Here is a 13,030-nt window from a genome sequence, read left to right on the forward strand (position 1 = left end):
CTCCCCGCGACCGGGGGCCCCGTTCAGGACAGTTTCACTACGACGGTGCCGCTGTACTTGCGTTCCAGCAACGCCACGAAGGTCTCCGGCAGCGCGGCCACCCCGCCCTCGACGACCGTGTGCGGGAAGACGATCCGCCCCTCCCTCAGCCAGGCGCCGAACTGGGCGTTCCACTCCTCGATCTGGTCGGGCGTGTGCAGTGTCGCGAAGCCGCGCAGCGTCAGCGACTTGGTGATGGCCGACATCAGCGCGAGCCGAGGGTGACCGCCCTCGTCCGCACCGTGCTGCCCGGCCAGCGCCCCGCACAGCGCGAACCTGGCGCCCGGCGCCGCGACCTGGACCGCCGCCTCGAACTGCTCGCCGCCGACGTTGTCGAAGACCACGTTCAGCCCGTCCGGGGCCAGCTCCGCCAGCTGCTCGGCCACCGGGCCGTCGTGGTAGTCGAAGGCGGCGTCGAAGCCCAGCTCGTCCACCAGGAAGTCGGTCTTCTCCTTGGAACCGGTGCTGCCGATGACCCGCGCCGCGCCCTTCAGCTTGGCGATCTGCCCGGCCAGCGCGCCGACCCCGTTGGTGGCGCCGGACACGAACACCACATCGCCCTCGCCGACCTCGGCGGTGCCGACCATGCCGTGCCAGGCGGTCGGGCCCTGGGAGAGGAAGTACTCGGGCCCCGGCAGCAGCGAGCGGTCCCGCTTGAAGAACTCGTGGGCGGTGCCTACGGCGTACTCGCGCCACCCGTTGAAGTGCTCGACGAGATCGCCGACGGCGAGCAGGGGGCTGTTGGACCTGACCACCGTGCCCACGGTACGGCCCCACATGGCCACGCCCGGCTGGAACACCGGGATCGGCAGCTTGGTGTCCGGGTTCATCTGGTCCCGGGCGACCGAGCCCAGCGTCATCCAGTCGTTGCGCACGACGACCTGGCCCTCGCCGGGCTCGCCGAGCGGTGACTCGCCGGGCTCGAAGTGCTCCAGGGTGACGGTTTCTCCGGGATAGGCGGCGAGCCGGATCTCGCGGCTCGTCGCGGGCAGGTGCGCGGTGGTCATGAGTGCTCCCTCGGGTGCGAATCAGGCGTGGGTATCTGGTGCGGGCATCTGGTGCGGGTATCTGGCGTGGGCATCAGGGGGTGGACAGCGGAAGCGCGGGTCAGGAGTGCGGATCAGGAGTGCAGGTGGAGGGGGAGCGCCAGCGGGTTGTGGTTCACGTCGCCCAGCCGCCAGCACAGCTCCTGTTCCGCCACGGCGAGCCGGGCGCCCGGGAAGCGGCGGGTCAACTCCTCCAGCGCGACAGCGAGTTCGAGGCGGGCCAGCGGGGCGCCGAGACAGCGGTGGATGCCGTGGCCGAACGCCAGGTGTCCGGGGCCCGTGCGCCGTAGATCGACGTGGTCGGGCCGGTCGAACACCGCCGCGTCCCGGTTGCCCGAGGGGAAGGCGAGGAAGACCGCGTCGCCGGCCGGGATGGTGACTCCGCCGACGACCACGTCCTCGGTGGCGATCCTCGGCAGTCCCGAGGTGTCGTTGCCATTGAGATTGACCGTGCGCAGCAGTTCCTCCACGGCGGGCGGAATGTCCTCGGGGTGCTCGGCGAGGTGCCGCCAGGCGTCGGGGTGGTCGGCCAGCAGGGCAAGGGTGAAGTTGGCGATCTGGCCTGCGGAGGAGTCGAAGCCGGCGCCGAGGAGGGTGAAGCCGAGGGCGACCAGCTCGTCGAAGGCGAGACGCTGCACGGGACTGTGGGGTGCCTCCAGCCGGGCGGTGATGAGTGCTGAGAGCACGTCGTTGCCGGGGGCCTGCTGCTTGGCTGCCACCAGCCCCGCGATGTACTCACCCAGCTTCCTCCCGCCCTCCGCGCTGAGCTCGGCGGGCGCCGACACGTCGGCGAACTGCCGTACCCAGGTATGGAACCGGTCACGGTCCGCCTCGGGGACGCCGAGCAGTTCGCAGATCACCGTCATGGCGAGCGGTGCCGCGAAGGCGGCGACCAGGTCCACGGGGCCGCCCGTCGTCTTCGCCGCGCGTTCCACGGAGTCCAGCAGCCGGCCCGCCAGCTCCCGTACACGGGGGCGCATCGCCTCGATCCGCTGCGCCGAGAAGGCCTGCTCGGTCAGGGCGCGCAGCCGGGTGTGGTCCGGTGGATCGACCGAGATGATCATTCCGGGCGGTGCCTGGAAGAGCCCGCTGAAGGCCGGGGCCCCGGGCGCGTAGGCGGCGGCCCGGCTGAGGCGGGGCTCTTCGAGCGCGGCCTTGATGTCGGCGTACCGGGTGATCAGCCAGGCATGGCCGCCGCCCTGCCACGCCACCCGGACGACCGGCCGCTCGCGCCGCAGCCGGGCGAACAGCGGCGCGGGCCCGCGGTAACTCGACCCCGGGAAGGGGAAGGGGGGCAGGTCCTCGGTGGAGTGCGCGTCCGGCACGATGATGGCTCCTCAGTGGATGGCGCCCCAACGGGGCGCGGGGAACTGCGCGACAAGCCACGGCGGCAGCGCCAGAGGCGTACTCAGCGCACTGTCCGGAAGAACGACCGGAGTTCGTCCATGAGAAGCTCCGGCTGCTCCAACGCCGGAAAGTGCCCCCCGCTCTCGTGGTCGGTCCAGCGGCGCAGATCCGTGAAACGCGCCTCGCACCACGCCCGTGGCATCCGCGCGTCCTTGGGGAACACCGCCAGCGCCGCGGGCACATGCACGGGGGCGAGGGCCATCTTGTTGTGGCTCTCCCAGTAGATACGGGCCGAGGAGGCGCCCGTGCGGCAGAGCCAGGCCAGGGTCACGCAGTCGAGCAGCGTGTCGCGCGGGATCAGCTTCTCCAGGTCGCCGTCGTGGTCGCTCCACGCCCAGTACTTCTCGGCCATCCAGGCCAGCTGGGCGACCGGGGAGTCGGTGAGGCCGTATCCGAGGGTCTGCGGCCGGGTCGCCTGGATCACCGAGTAGCCGCCCTCGTGCTGCTGGAACTCCTTGAGCGCGGCCAGACCGGCCAGGTCCCTGTCGTCCAGGGCCACCTGCTCCTGCGGCGGCCTGGCGAACGGCATGGCCAGGTGGATACCTGCCAGGTGGGCGGCGTCCGTCTCGCCGAGTATGCCGGTGAGGAAGGAGCCCCAGTCGACGCCGTGGGCCGCGTAGCGGTCGTAGCCGAGCCGGGCCATCAGCTCGGCCCAGGCCGCGGCCGTACGCTCGACCGTCCAGCCGGGGGCGGAGGGCTTGTCGCTGAAGGCGAAGCCGGGCAGCGAGGGGCAGACCACGTGGAAGGCGTCGGCCGGGTCCTCGGGATGTGTCAGGGGCTGGATGAGGTCGAGGAACTCCACGACCGAGCCGGGCCAGCCGTGGCTGAGGAGCAGCGGCAGGGCGTCCGGGTGCGGGGAGCGCACGTGGAGGAAGTGCACGCCCAGGCCGTCGATCTCGGTGCGGAACTGGGGCAGCGCGTTCAGGCGTGCCTCGGCCGGCCGCCAGTCGTACCCGGTCCGCCAGTGCTCGGCCAGCTCCTTCAGATACGCCAGCGGTACGCCCTGCGACCAGTCGTCCACCGTCTCCGGCTCGGGCCAGCGGGTGCGGGCCAGGCGGTCCTTGAGGTCGGTGAGGTCCGCCTCGTCGAATGCCACGTGGAACGGCGTGACGTCCCTGCTCATCGTTGGCCCTCCGGGTCGGGTACGTACGTACTGGTGTCCCGCGGAGGCTAGGGCGGCGGGCTTGAGCACGGCTGGAACGGTGCGGTTGCCTGCGGCGGGGCGGGGCGGGGCGTTGTGGCTTGTGTGTGGTGGTTCGGTGCGGTGTGTTGGGGCCTGCCTGCGGCGGCCTCTTGCGGTGCGGTGTGGCTTGTGTCGTGCCTGCGGCGGCCCCTTGTGGTGTGTTGTGGCTTGTGTCGCGCCTGTGGTGGGTGGGGAGTCGGTGCCGCGCCGGGTGGTGTCCGTCCTCGGTCCGGCGGCCTGTTTCTCGACGGGGTTTCCGTGTTTTCGCGGGCCGCTGCGGGCGGACACCACCCGGCACGTCCCCTCCCCGCCGTGCGCGGCTGCGGCACCGGTTCGAGTGCCGCGCGAGTGCGCCTGAGGGGGAGTTCCAGGGGCCGCTTGCAGCGTGCCGACTCTGACGAGGAGGAGCCGCAGATGGCGACAGGCACAGGACCGCTGAACGGCCTGCGGGTGGTGGAGCTCGCGGCGATCGGGCCCGCCCCGTTCGCCTGCATGATCTTCGCGGACCTGGGGGCCGACGTGGTGCGGATCGACCGGTCCGACGGCGCCCGGTCGTTCGCGGACTGGCACGGAGAACTCGACCGTGGGCGCCGGTCGGTGGAGCTGGACCTCAAGGACCCGGGCGATGTCGACTGGCTGCTGCGGCAGCTGGAGCAGTCGGACGTCCTGGTGGAGGGGTTCAGGCCGGGCGTGGCGGAGCGGCTCGGTATCGGCCCGGAGGTCTGCCTCGGGCGCAGTCCGCGTCTGGTGTACGGCCGGATGACCGGCTGGGGCCAGGAGGGGCCGCTCGCCCGTACCCCGGGTCATGACATCAACTACCTCGCGCTGACAGGCGCGTTGCACGCCATCGGAGAGGCCGGCGGTCCCCCTGTGCCGCCGGTCAACCTGCTGGGTGACTTCGCGGGTGGCGCGATGTTCCTGGTCGCCGGAGTGCTGGCCGCGCTGTACGAGCGGCAGAACTCCGGCCGGGGGCAGATCGTGGACGCCGCGATCGTGGACGGGGCCGGGGCGATGCTCGGCATGCTGACCGCGATGGCCGACAGCGGCCAGTGGCGGCATGAGCGCGGGGTCAATCTGCTCGACGGCGGTGCGCCCTTCTACAGCTGTTACGAGTGCGCCGACGGCGGTCATGTCGCCGTCGGCGCGCTGGAGGAGCGGTTCTACCGAGCACTGCTGGAGGGTCTGGAGCTGGATCCCGAGCGGTTGCCCGATCGGAGTGATCCGGTCAACTGGCCTTCGCTGCGGCGGGTGTTCGCGCGTCGGTTCCTCACCCGGAGCCGGGACGACTGGGCCCGCTGTTTCGAGGAAACGGAGGCGTGTGTGACGCCTGTCCTCAGCGTCACGGAGGCCGCCGCGCACCCCCACCACCAGGCCAGAGGCAGTGGGCCCGCCACCCCGGCGCCGCGCTTCAGCGGGACTCGAGCGGAATTCCACTGACCGCGGTCACCCTGCATGGTGGGCGACAGTTCTGCCCACCATCGCCCCAACCCCACACCAATCCCCCAAACAACCCCCCAAGTAATAGGAGAGGCCACATCATGGCTATTTCGTCCGAACAGGCTCCGTCCGTCGAGACGGAGGTGGACAGCAGGACGACGGGCGCGGATCCGACGGCGGGGGACAGGCCGCTGGACCCCAGGCGCTGGGCAGCCCTGCTGGTGCTGCTCGTCTCCGCCTTCCTGGATCTGCTGGACGGCACGATCGCCAATGTGGCGGCGCCCTCCATGCAACGGGAGCTGCACGCCGGATACTCGGCCATCCAGTGGGTCCTGGTGGGCTACCAGCTCGCCTTCGCCCTGACCCTGATCCTCGGCGGACGGCTCGGTGACATCTACGGGCGCAAGAAGATGTTCCTCGTCGGCGTTGCCGGGTTCACGCTGTGCTCGCTCGCGGCCGGCATCGCCCAGGAGCCATGGCAGCTGGTGGTCGCGCGGGTGATCCAGGGCGCCTCGTCCGGTGTCATGGTGCCGCAGGTGCTGTCGATCATCCACGTCACCTTCAACGACAAGGAACGCGGCACCGCCTTCGCCCTGCACGGCCTGGTCGGCGGTCTCGCCGCGACGCTCGGTCTGGCCCTCGGCGGTCTGCTGGTCGAGTGGAACCTGTTCGGCCTCGACTGGCGTCTGGTGTTCCTGGTCAACGTGCCCGTCGGCCTGGTGGGTCTGGTGTACGGCGCCAAGGTCATCACCGAGTCGAAGGCGCCGCAGGCGCTCCGGCTGGACATCCGCGGCGTGGTGCTGCTGACCCTCGGCTTCGTGATGCTGGTCTTCCCGCTGCTGCAGGGCCGGGAGCTGGGCTGGCCCGCGCTGGGCTTCGTCTCCATGGGTGCCTCGGTGCTGGTGCTCCTCGGCTTCGTCGCCTGGCAGCGTGAGAAGACCCGCCGGGACGGGTCGCCGCTGGTAGAGCTGGGCCTCTTCCGTACCCGCAGCTACTCGGCCGGCCTCGGCGTGAACCTGATCTTCTACGCGGGCATGGGCATGTTCACCATCGGGTGGACGCTGTACATGCAGGTCGGCCAGGGCTGGTCCCCGATGCGGGCCGGCCTCACCAGCCTCCCGTTCTGCGTCGGCGCCTTCCTCACCGCCACCTCGTCCGTGATGATCCTGGTGCCCAAGTTCGGCCGCAAGGCGATGCAGATCGGTGCCGTGGTGCTGATGATCGGGCTGGGCACGTACGTCTGGGTGGCCGGCAAGTACGGCCACGACGTCACCTCCTGGAAGATCGCGATCCCGCTGTTCCTGGTCGGCCTCGGCTTCGGCACGGTGGCCACCCCGCTGCCGCTGATCGTCACCTCCGAGGTGCCGCACGAGCACGCCGGTTCGGCCTCCGGTGTGGTCAACACCAACACCCAGCTCGGCTTCGCCATCGGCGGCGCCCTGATCAGCGTGGTGTTCTTCGGCGGCATCGTCGGCAACACCACCGCCAATGTCGATCACCAGCTTCCGCAGCTGCGCAAGGAGCTGGTGGCGAGCGCCCAGGTCACCCCGGGCCAGGCGGACCGGATCGCCACGGCCTACCGGACCTGCGCCATCGACCGGGCGGGCGAGAAGGACGCCTCTGTCGTGCCCGCCAGCTGCACCGTGCAGCCGCTGCGCGACGCGAAGGTGGCTCAGGTCGTCGGCACGTACGGCAAGGCGCAGGTCGGTGACTCCTTCTCCGACAGCTTCCGGACGCTGCTCAAGGCCTTCATCGGGGTCACCGCCGTGGTGTTCCTGCTGATGTTCGCCCTGCCCAAGCGGCTGCGCCAGGAGCAGCCGGCCGGCGAGCCCGAGGCCGCCCCGGCCTCCTGAGAGGGCGGTGCACAGCACGGCATCGTCGGGGGGTCGGACGGCACACAAGCCGCCCGACCCCTCAGGTGTGCCCTCGCGACAACGCCCCAAGGGGCGCGGGGCTGTGTTTGACATGCGGCTCCGCCGCGTGGGCGCGACCAGCCACAGCGACCCCGCAGACGCCGTACAACCCGTCGCGGCATCCCCGGACAGCGTTCAAGCAGACTTCCGGCCCACTTCGAGCCAGCGGCCGGAGTCTGGGTTCAGCCGCGCAGCGAACCCGCTGCAGGCCGACAGGAAGGAGGGGCGATGGCGCAGCAGAGCTTCCAGCTCTACGACACGACCCTGCGCGACGGCACCCAGATGGCGGGCCTTGCCCTCACCGTCGACGACAAGCTCTCCATTGCGCGCAGCCTGGACGCCCTCGGCGTGGGATTCATCGAGGGCGGCTGGCCCGGCGCGATACCGAAGGACACCGAGTTCTTCCGCCGGGCGCGCACCGAACTCGGCCTCAGGGCCGCCCTGTTGACGGCCTTCGGCGCCACCCGCAGGCCCGACGTCGCCGTCTCGCAGGACCCGCAGGTGCGGGCGCTGCTCGAGGCGGAGACGCCCGTGGTGACGCTCGTCGCCAAGAGCCACACCGGGCATGTGGACCGGGCGTTGCGCACCACGCTCGCCGAGAACCTCGCCATGATCCGGTCCACCGTGCAGCACCTGGTGCTCGCCGGACGCCGGGTGTTCCTGGACGCCGAGCACTACTTCGACGGATATGTCGCCAACCGTGAGTACGCCCTGGAGGTGGTGCGCACCGCCGCGGAGGCCGGCGCCGAGACCGTCGTGCTGTGCGACACCAACGGCGGTTCGCTGCCGGAGGAGGTGAAGGCCGTCGTCGCCGACACCATCGCCATGACCGGCGCGGCCATCGGCATCCACTGTCACGACGACACCGGCTGCGCGGTCGCCAACACCATGGCCGCCGTGGACGCGGGTGCCGTACACGCCCAGGGCACCGCCCACGGCTACGGCGAACGCTGCGGCAACGCCAACCTGTTCACCGTCATGGCGAACCTCGTCCTCAAACGGGGCCGTGAGGTGATCCCGCTGGAGCGTCTCGCGGAGCTGGAGCCCACCGGCCGGGTCATCACGGAGGTCACCGGGATCCCCGGCGTCCCCGCGGCCCCCTATGTCGGTGCGGCGGCCTTCACCCACAAGGCGGGCCTGCACGCCTCGGCGCTGCGCGTCGACCCCGGCCTGTACCAGCACATCGACCCGGCCCGCGTCGGCAACACCATGCGCGTCCTGGTCTCCGACATGGGCGGACGGTCCTCCGTGGAGCTGAAGGCCCGCGAGCTGGGCTACGACGTCGGGGCCGGCTCCGAGGCGGTGGGCCGGGCCGCGGCCCGGGTCAAGGAGCTGGAGAGCCGCGGCTACAGCTTCGAGTCCGCCGACGCGTCCTTCGCGCTGCTGCTGCGCGCGGAGCTGGCCGGGGACGCCCCGTCGGCGCCGTTCGGCGTCGAGTCCTGGCAGGTGGCACTGGACGGGGACAGCGGCGCACGGGCCTCGATGCGGGTGCGTGTCGCGGCGGCACCGCGCACCGTCACCGGCCTCGGCCAGGAGCCCGTGCACGCTCTGGACGCCGCCCTGCACCAGGCCCTGGACCCGGTCTTCCCCGAACTGGCCGGGCTGCGGCTGACCGGGCACACGGTCCGGGAACTCGCCGGGGACCGTACGACGCCGCCCGCGGTGCGGGTCCTGCTGTCGTTCCGGTGCGGCGAGCGGTGCTGGGGCACCGTCGGCGTGGACCGGCATACGACGGGGGCGGCCCTGATGGCCCTGCTGGACGCCGTCCACTACGTCCTGTCCGACGCGCCGGAGCGGCGCCAGGACGCCGAGAGCCTGGTGGCCGCACCGGCCGGCTGACCTCTTCGAACCCTCTGGAGCGGCTGTGCGTGTGGAAGACATCTACCTGCGGGGGACCGCCGTACGTCTCCCGTCCCGATTGCGCGTCGACGACGCCGTGGCCGCGGGCGAGTGCCCGCCCGGCCTCGTCGCCGCCACCGGCGCCGTCTCGGTGGCGTACTCCCCGGACGAGTCCGCCGCCGAGATGGCGGCGCAGGCCGCCCGGGCGGCACTGGCCCGTGCGGGCAGCGCCCCGGCCGACGTCGACCTGGTGCTGCACGCGGACACCTACCACCAGGGCCAGGACCTGTGGCCCGTGGCCTCGTACATCCAGCGGGAGGCCCTGGGCAACAACTGCCCCGCCCTGGAGATCCGGCAGATGTCGAACGGGGGCCTCGCGGCCCTCGACCTGGCCGCCGCCTACCTCACGGCCGGCCACGGGCACGGCGACGCGCTGCTCACCAGTGCCGACCGCTTCTGCACCCCGGGCATCGACCGCTGGCAGACCGACCCCGGCACGCCCTACGCCGACGGCGCCGCCGCGCTCGTGCTGTCCCGGCGCGGCGGCTTCGCCCGCCTGGTCTCCCTCGCCCTGCACGCCGACCCGTCGCTGGAACCCCTGCACCGCGGCGACGAGCCGTTCACCAGGGCCCCGTTCAGCAGCCGGATGCCCGTGGACTTCGAGGAGGCCAAGCGCGCCTTCGTCGGCCGGGTGGGGATGTCGTACGCCATCACCCGGGCGCACGCCGGGCAGCAGACCGTGCTCAAGCAGGCGCTCGCCGACGCCGGCATGGAACTCGGCGACGCCCGGTGGGTGGTGCTTCCCCACTTCGGGCGGCGTCGGCTGCAGTCCATCTACTACAAGCCATTCGGCATCGAACCGGCCCGTACCACCTGGGAGTTCAGCCGGACTGTCGGCCACCTCGGCGCCGGCGACCAGTTCGCGAGCCTCGACCATCTGCTGGTCTCCGGCCAGGCCTCCCCCGGCGACCGCTGCGTACTGGTGAGTGTCGGAGCGGGATACAGCTGGGGCTGCGCCGTCGTAGAGATCACCGAACGCCCTCACTGGGCCCAGGGCCGGGAAGAGAGTCCCGGCGGGTCCTGAAGCCGTGCCCGGCCTGATATGGCCGGTCTCCACCCGCCGTCGAGGTGTGCTCGAGGCGGCTGTGCCACTCTGCTGATCGCCGTCACGGACGGCACGATTCGAAGGAAGGACCCGCCGTGGCGACGACCGTTACGAGCGAGACACCGGACACCGCCCCCCTCGCCGGCACGCATCTGACGGAACACTCCATCACCGTGGCGGCGCCACCGGAGGCCTGCTACGCGCTGGTGGCGGACGTCGCCTCCTGGCCCCAGGTGTTCGGGCCCACCGTCCACGTCGAGGTGGTCGAGGAGAGCCGGGACGCGGCGGGCGCGGGCGAGCAGCTGCTGCGCATCTGGGCGATCGCCCACGAGCAGGTGCGCACCTGGACCTCGCGCCGCACCCTCGATCCGCACTCCCGTACGGTCACTTTCCGCCAGGTGGTCTCGGCGGCCCCCGTCGCCTCGATGGGCGGCACCTGGCGCATCGAGTCCCTGGAGGACGGCACGACACGGGTGGTGCTGCTGCACGACTACCGCGCCGTGGGCGACGACCCGGAGGCCGAGCAGCTCATCGAGCGCGCCGTGGACCGCAACAGCGTCGCCGAACTCGCGGCCCTGAAGAACGCGGCGGAACTCGGCGAGTCCGCGGACGAACTCCAGTTCACTTTCAGTGACTCGGTGACGGTCGCCGGGGCCGCCGGCGACGTGTACGCCTTCCTGGACCGCGCCGATCTGTGGCCCGAGCGGCTGCCCCATGTGGCGCGGCTCGCCCTCACCGAGGACGAACCGGGCATCCAGCACATGGACATGGACACCCGCAGCCCGGACGGCTCCCTGCACAACACCACCTCGGTCCGGGTGTGTTTCGAGGACCGCAAGGAGATCGTGTACAAGCAACTGCGGGTACCGGTGGCCATGCGGGTGCACACCGGACGCTGGACCATCGAACCGTCGGGTGACGGGGAGACCCTCACCGTCACCTCCTGGCACACGGTGGTGCTCGACCCCGAGGGCGTGCGCTCCGCGCTCGGCGCCGACGCCACGCTCGCCGAGGCCAGGGCCCTGGTCCGCAAGACCCTGGGTACCAACAGCTCGACCACCTTGCGCCATGCCAAGCAATTCGCGGAGGACCTGCATGCCGGGACGTGATCTCACCGGACCCGTCACGATCATCAACCGTTTCGAGGTCAAGGGCGACACCGACAGGTTCGAGCGGATGTTCCGGGAACACTCCCAGTTCCTGCGCCGGCGCACCGACTTCGACTTCCTGGTGACCGTACGCCTCGCCGACCATCCGCATGTGTACGTCCACCTGGGGCACTGGCGCACCCTGCGCGCCTTCCGCGACACCGTGCACGACGAGACGTTCCTGGGCCATGTCGAGCGGCTGGAACCGCTTGTCGAGACAGAGGTCGACCAGGCCGTCAGCGTCGGCCGGGTGCTGCGGGACAACGCGCGGGTCGGCACCGAGAGCGTCGTGCTGCTGCGCGCCCGGGTCGGCGGGGACTGGCGCGCCTTCGAGCGGCGGTTCGCCGGTCTCGCCGGCCGTCTCGGCGAGGCGGACGGCTTCGGCGGCAGCGACCTGCTGCGCTCCCTGCTGCGCCCCGCGCTCTACACCGGCGTGCTGTGGTGGCGGGACCCCGAGTCGCTGGAGCGGGCCCTGGACAGCGAGCCGGTCCAGGCCGCCCGGGAGGAGCTGGAGCGAGGCGCCGAGGTCGTGCTGGAGCGGACCCGGCACATGGCCTACGAACGCGTGATCGACTGATCGCAACCCCCAGGGGCGGACGCCCCAGCGGTGACCGAGCCGAGGACTCCCTGGTCCTCGGCTCGGTCGCGTTCGGGACGCGAGGGCGGCTCTAGGTGGTACATGCACGCTGGTGACATGACCGACGAGACGCACATCACCGTGGTGCGCGGCCGGCCCGATGCCGCCGAACTGGCAGCGGTCACCGCCGTGTTGCTCGCCCTGTCCCGCCGTGACCGGGAGCCGGACCAGGAGGAGAAGGCGGCGTACGCGGACTGGACCGTCCGGAACGCGGGTCACCGGGTGCCGTCCTGGCCGGGGAGATGACCGGCGGACCACGACCACCTGTCGCCCCGGCGTACGAGAGAGACATCACGACACGAAAGGGGAGGGCGTTGACCGGCCACCGGACATTCACCGACATCGTGCGGAGCAGAGTCGTCGAGTCACCCGACCGTGAGGCGCTGATCCTCCTCACCGAGCAGGACGGGGCACTGCGGCCGGAGACGCTCTCCTACGCCGAACTCGACAGGGCCGCACGGACGGTGGCCTTCCGGATCGGGCGCCACGCGGCGCCCGGCGAACGGGTCCTGATCCTGCACGAGTCGCCCAGGCTGTTCGGCATCGGCTTCCTCGCCTGCCTCTACGCGGGCGTGATCGCGGTGCCCGCCGCGCCCCTCGGCGCCCTCGGCCGGCCCGAGGAACGCATCACCGGCATCGTCAAGGACTCCGGCGCCGGCTGTGTGCTCACCTCGCTCGCGGAGGCCCTCGACGTCACCCAACTGCTGGCCCGCACCGGACACGGGCGCGTCACCTGCATCCCCACCGACGCCGACGTCACGGACGCGGTAGACGCCCTGGACGGCGCGGACGGCGCGGACGGCGGGCAACCGTGGCAACCACCGCGGCGGGAGCCCGACGACGTGGCGTTCCTGCAGTACACCTCCGGCTCGACCCGCGAGCCCCGCGGGGTGATCGTGACGCACCGCGCGCTGCTCGCCAACCACCGGGCGATCCACGCGGCGCTCGGCACCGTGCCGGGCGGCAGGATCGGCGGCTGGCTGCCGCTGCACCACGACATGGGCCTGATCGGCCAGTTCCTGCACGCCCTGTGGCTCGGCGGCACCGCCGTCCTGCTCTCCCCGGTCGCCTTCGTCAAGCGCCCGGCGCACTGGCTGGAGACCATCTCGCGCTACGGACTCACCGTGAGCGGCGCCCCCGACTTCGCCTACGACCTGTGTGTGCGCCGCGTCAACGACAGCCAGCTCGCCGGGCTCGACCTGTCCGGCTGGCAGGTCGCCGTGAGCGGCGGTGAACCCGTCAACTCCGCGACCATGCGGGCCTTCGCCGACCGGTT

Annotated in this window: 11 protein-coding genes; 8 read left to right on the top strand and 3 right to left on the bottom strand. The window is 71.7% G+C overall.

Annotated elements, in window-relative coordinates:
- Positions 1-23: 23 nt before the first annotated feature.
- From M878_RS72970 to M878_RS72980, 3 genes are all read right to left on the bottom strand, one after another.
- Positions 24-1,046 (bottom strand): MDR family NADP-dependent oxidoreductase, encoded by a 1,023-nt coding sequence (locus M878_RS72970; protein WP_023549547.1) that lies wholly within the window; start codon positions 1,044-1,046, stop codon positions 24-26.
- 113 nt (positions 1,047-1,159) lie between these two features.
- The gene (locus M878_RS72975) at positions 1,160-2,410 is read right to left on the bottom strand and encodes a cytochrome P450 (protein ID WP_023549548.1); all 1,251 of its coding nucleotides are present in this window, start codon (positions 2,408-2,410) and stop codon (positions 1,160-1,162) included.
- An 83-nt stretch (positions 2,411-2,493) separates the two neighbouring features.
- Positions 2,494-3,615, bottom strand: coding sequence for an epoxide hydrolase family protein (locus M878_RS72980; protein WP_023549549.1), 1,122 nt, complete (start codon positions 3,613-3,615; stop codon positions 2,494-2,496).
- Between the two features lie 474 nt (positions 3,616-4,089).
- On the opposite strand from M878_RS72980, the gene M878_RS72985 reads away from it, so the two are divergent.
- From M878_RS72985 to M878_RS73010, 8 genes are all read left to right on the top strand, one after another.
- Positions 4,090-5,112 (top strand): CaiB/BaiF CoA transferase family protein, encoded by a 1,023-nt coding sequence (locus M878_RS72985; RefSeq protein ID WP_023549550.1) that lies wholly within the window; start codon positions 4,090-4,092, stop codon positions 5,110-5,112.
- 101 nt (positions 5,113-5,213) lie between these two features.
- Positions 5,214-6,965, top strand: a complete 1,752-nt coding sequence (locus M878_RS48580; RefSeq protein WP_023549551.1) for an MFS transporter — start codon at positions 5,214-5,216, stop codon at positions 6,963-6,965.
- Positions 6,966-7,253: 288 nt separating this feature from the next.
- Entirely contained in the window at positions 7,254-8,864 is a 1,611-nt protein-coding gene (gene cimA / locus M878_RS72990; RefSeq protein ID WP_023549552.1) for a citramalate synthase, read from the top strand.
- 25 nt (positions 8,865-8,889) lie between these two features.
- Positions 8,890-9,948, top strand: coding sequence for a ketoacyl-ACP synthase III family protein (locus tag M878_RS72995; RefSeq protein ID WP_031225555.1), 1,059 nt, complete (start codon positions 8,890-8,892; stop codon positions 9,946-9,948).
- Between the two features lie 116 nt (positions 9,949-10,064).
- Positions 10,065-11,078 (top strand): aromatase/cyclase, encoded by a 1,014-nt coding sequence (locus M878_RS73000; RefSeq protein ID WP_023549554.1) that lies wholly within the window; start codon positions 10,065-10,067, stop codon positions 11,076-11,078.
- A complete protein-coding gene (locus tag M878_RS92335) occupies positions 11,065-11,694 on the top strand; it encodes an antibiotic biosynthesis monooxygenase family protein (RefSeq protein WP_023549555.1) in 630 nt (209 codons plus the stop codon). Before M878_RS73000 ends, M878_RS92335 begins: the two co-directional genes overlap by 14 nt.
- Before the next feature lie 117 nt (positions 11,695-11,811).
- Complete coding sequence (locus tag M878_RS73005; RefSeq protein ID WP_023549556.1) at positions 11,812-12,000, top strand: acyl-CoA carboxylase subunit epsilon; 189 nt, start codon at positions 11,812-11,814, stop codon at positions 11,998-12,000.
- A 68-nt stretch (positions 12,001-12,068) separates the two neighbouring features.
- A partial coding sequence (locus tag M878_RS73010) for an AMP-binding protein (protein ID WP_023549557.1) occupies positions 12,069-13,030 on the top strand: 962 nt, incomplete at its 3' end.

This window comes from Streptomyces roseochromogenus subsp. oscitans DS 12.976, assembly GCF_000497445.1.
Taxonomy (GTDB): Bacteria; Actinomycetota; Actinomycetes; order Streptomycetales; family Streptomycetaceae; genus Streptomyces; species Streptomyces oscitans.

Excerpts from the sequence above, each read along its gene's own strand:
- M878_RS72970 (WP_023549547.1), bottom strand. The coding sequence starts at position 1,046 with ATGACCACCGCGCACCTGCCCGCGACGAGCCGCGAGATCCGGCTCGCC.
- M878_RS92335 (WP_023549555.1), top strand. The coding sequence starts at position 11,065 with ATGCCGGGACGTGATCTCACCGGACCCGTCACGATCATCAACCGTTTC.
- cimA (WP_023549552.1), top strand. The coding sequence starts at position 7,254 with ATGGCGCAGCAGAGCTTCCAGCTCTACGACACGACCCTGCGCGACGGC.
- M878_RS48580 (WP_023549551.1), top strand. The coding sequence starts at position 5,214 with ATGGCTATTTCGTCCGAACAGGCTCCGTCCGTCGAGACGGAGGTGGAC.
- M878_RS72985 (WP_023549550.1), top strand. The coding sequence starts at position 4,090 with ATGGCGACAGGCACAGGACCGCTGAACGGCCTGCGGGTGGTGGAGCTC.
- M878_RS73005 (WP_023549556.1), top strand. The coding sequence starts at position 11,812 with ATGACCGACGAGACGCACATCACCGTGGTGCGCGGCCGGCCCGATGCC.
- M878_RS72980 (WP_023549549.1), bottom strand. The coding sequence starts at position 3,615 with ATGAGCAGGGACGTCACGCCGTTCCACGTGGCATTCGACGAGGCGGAC.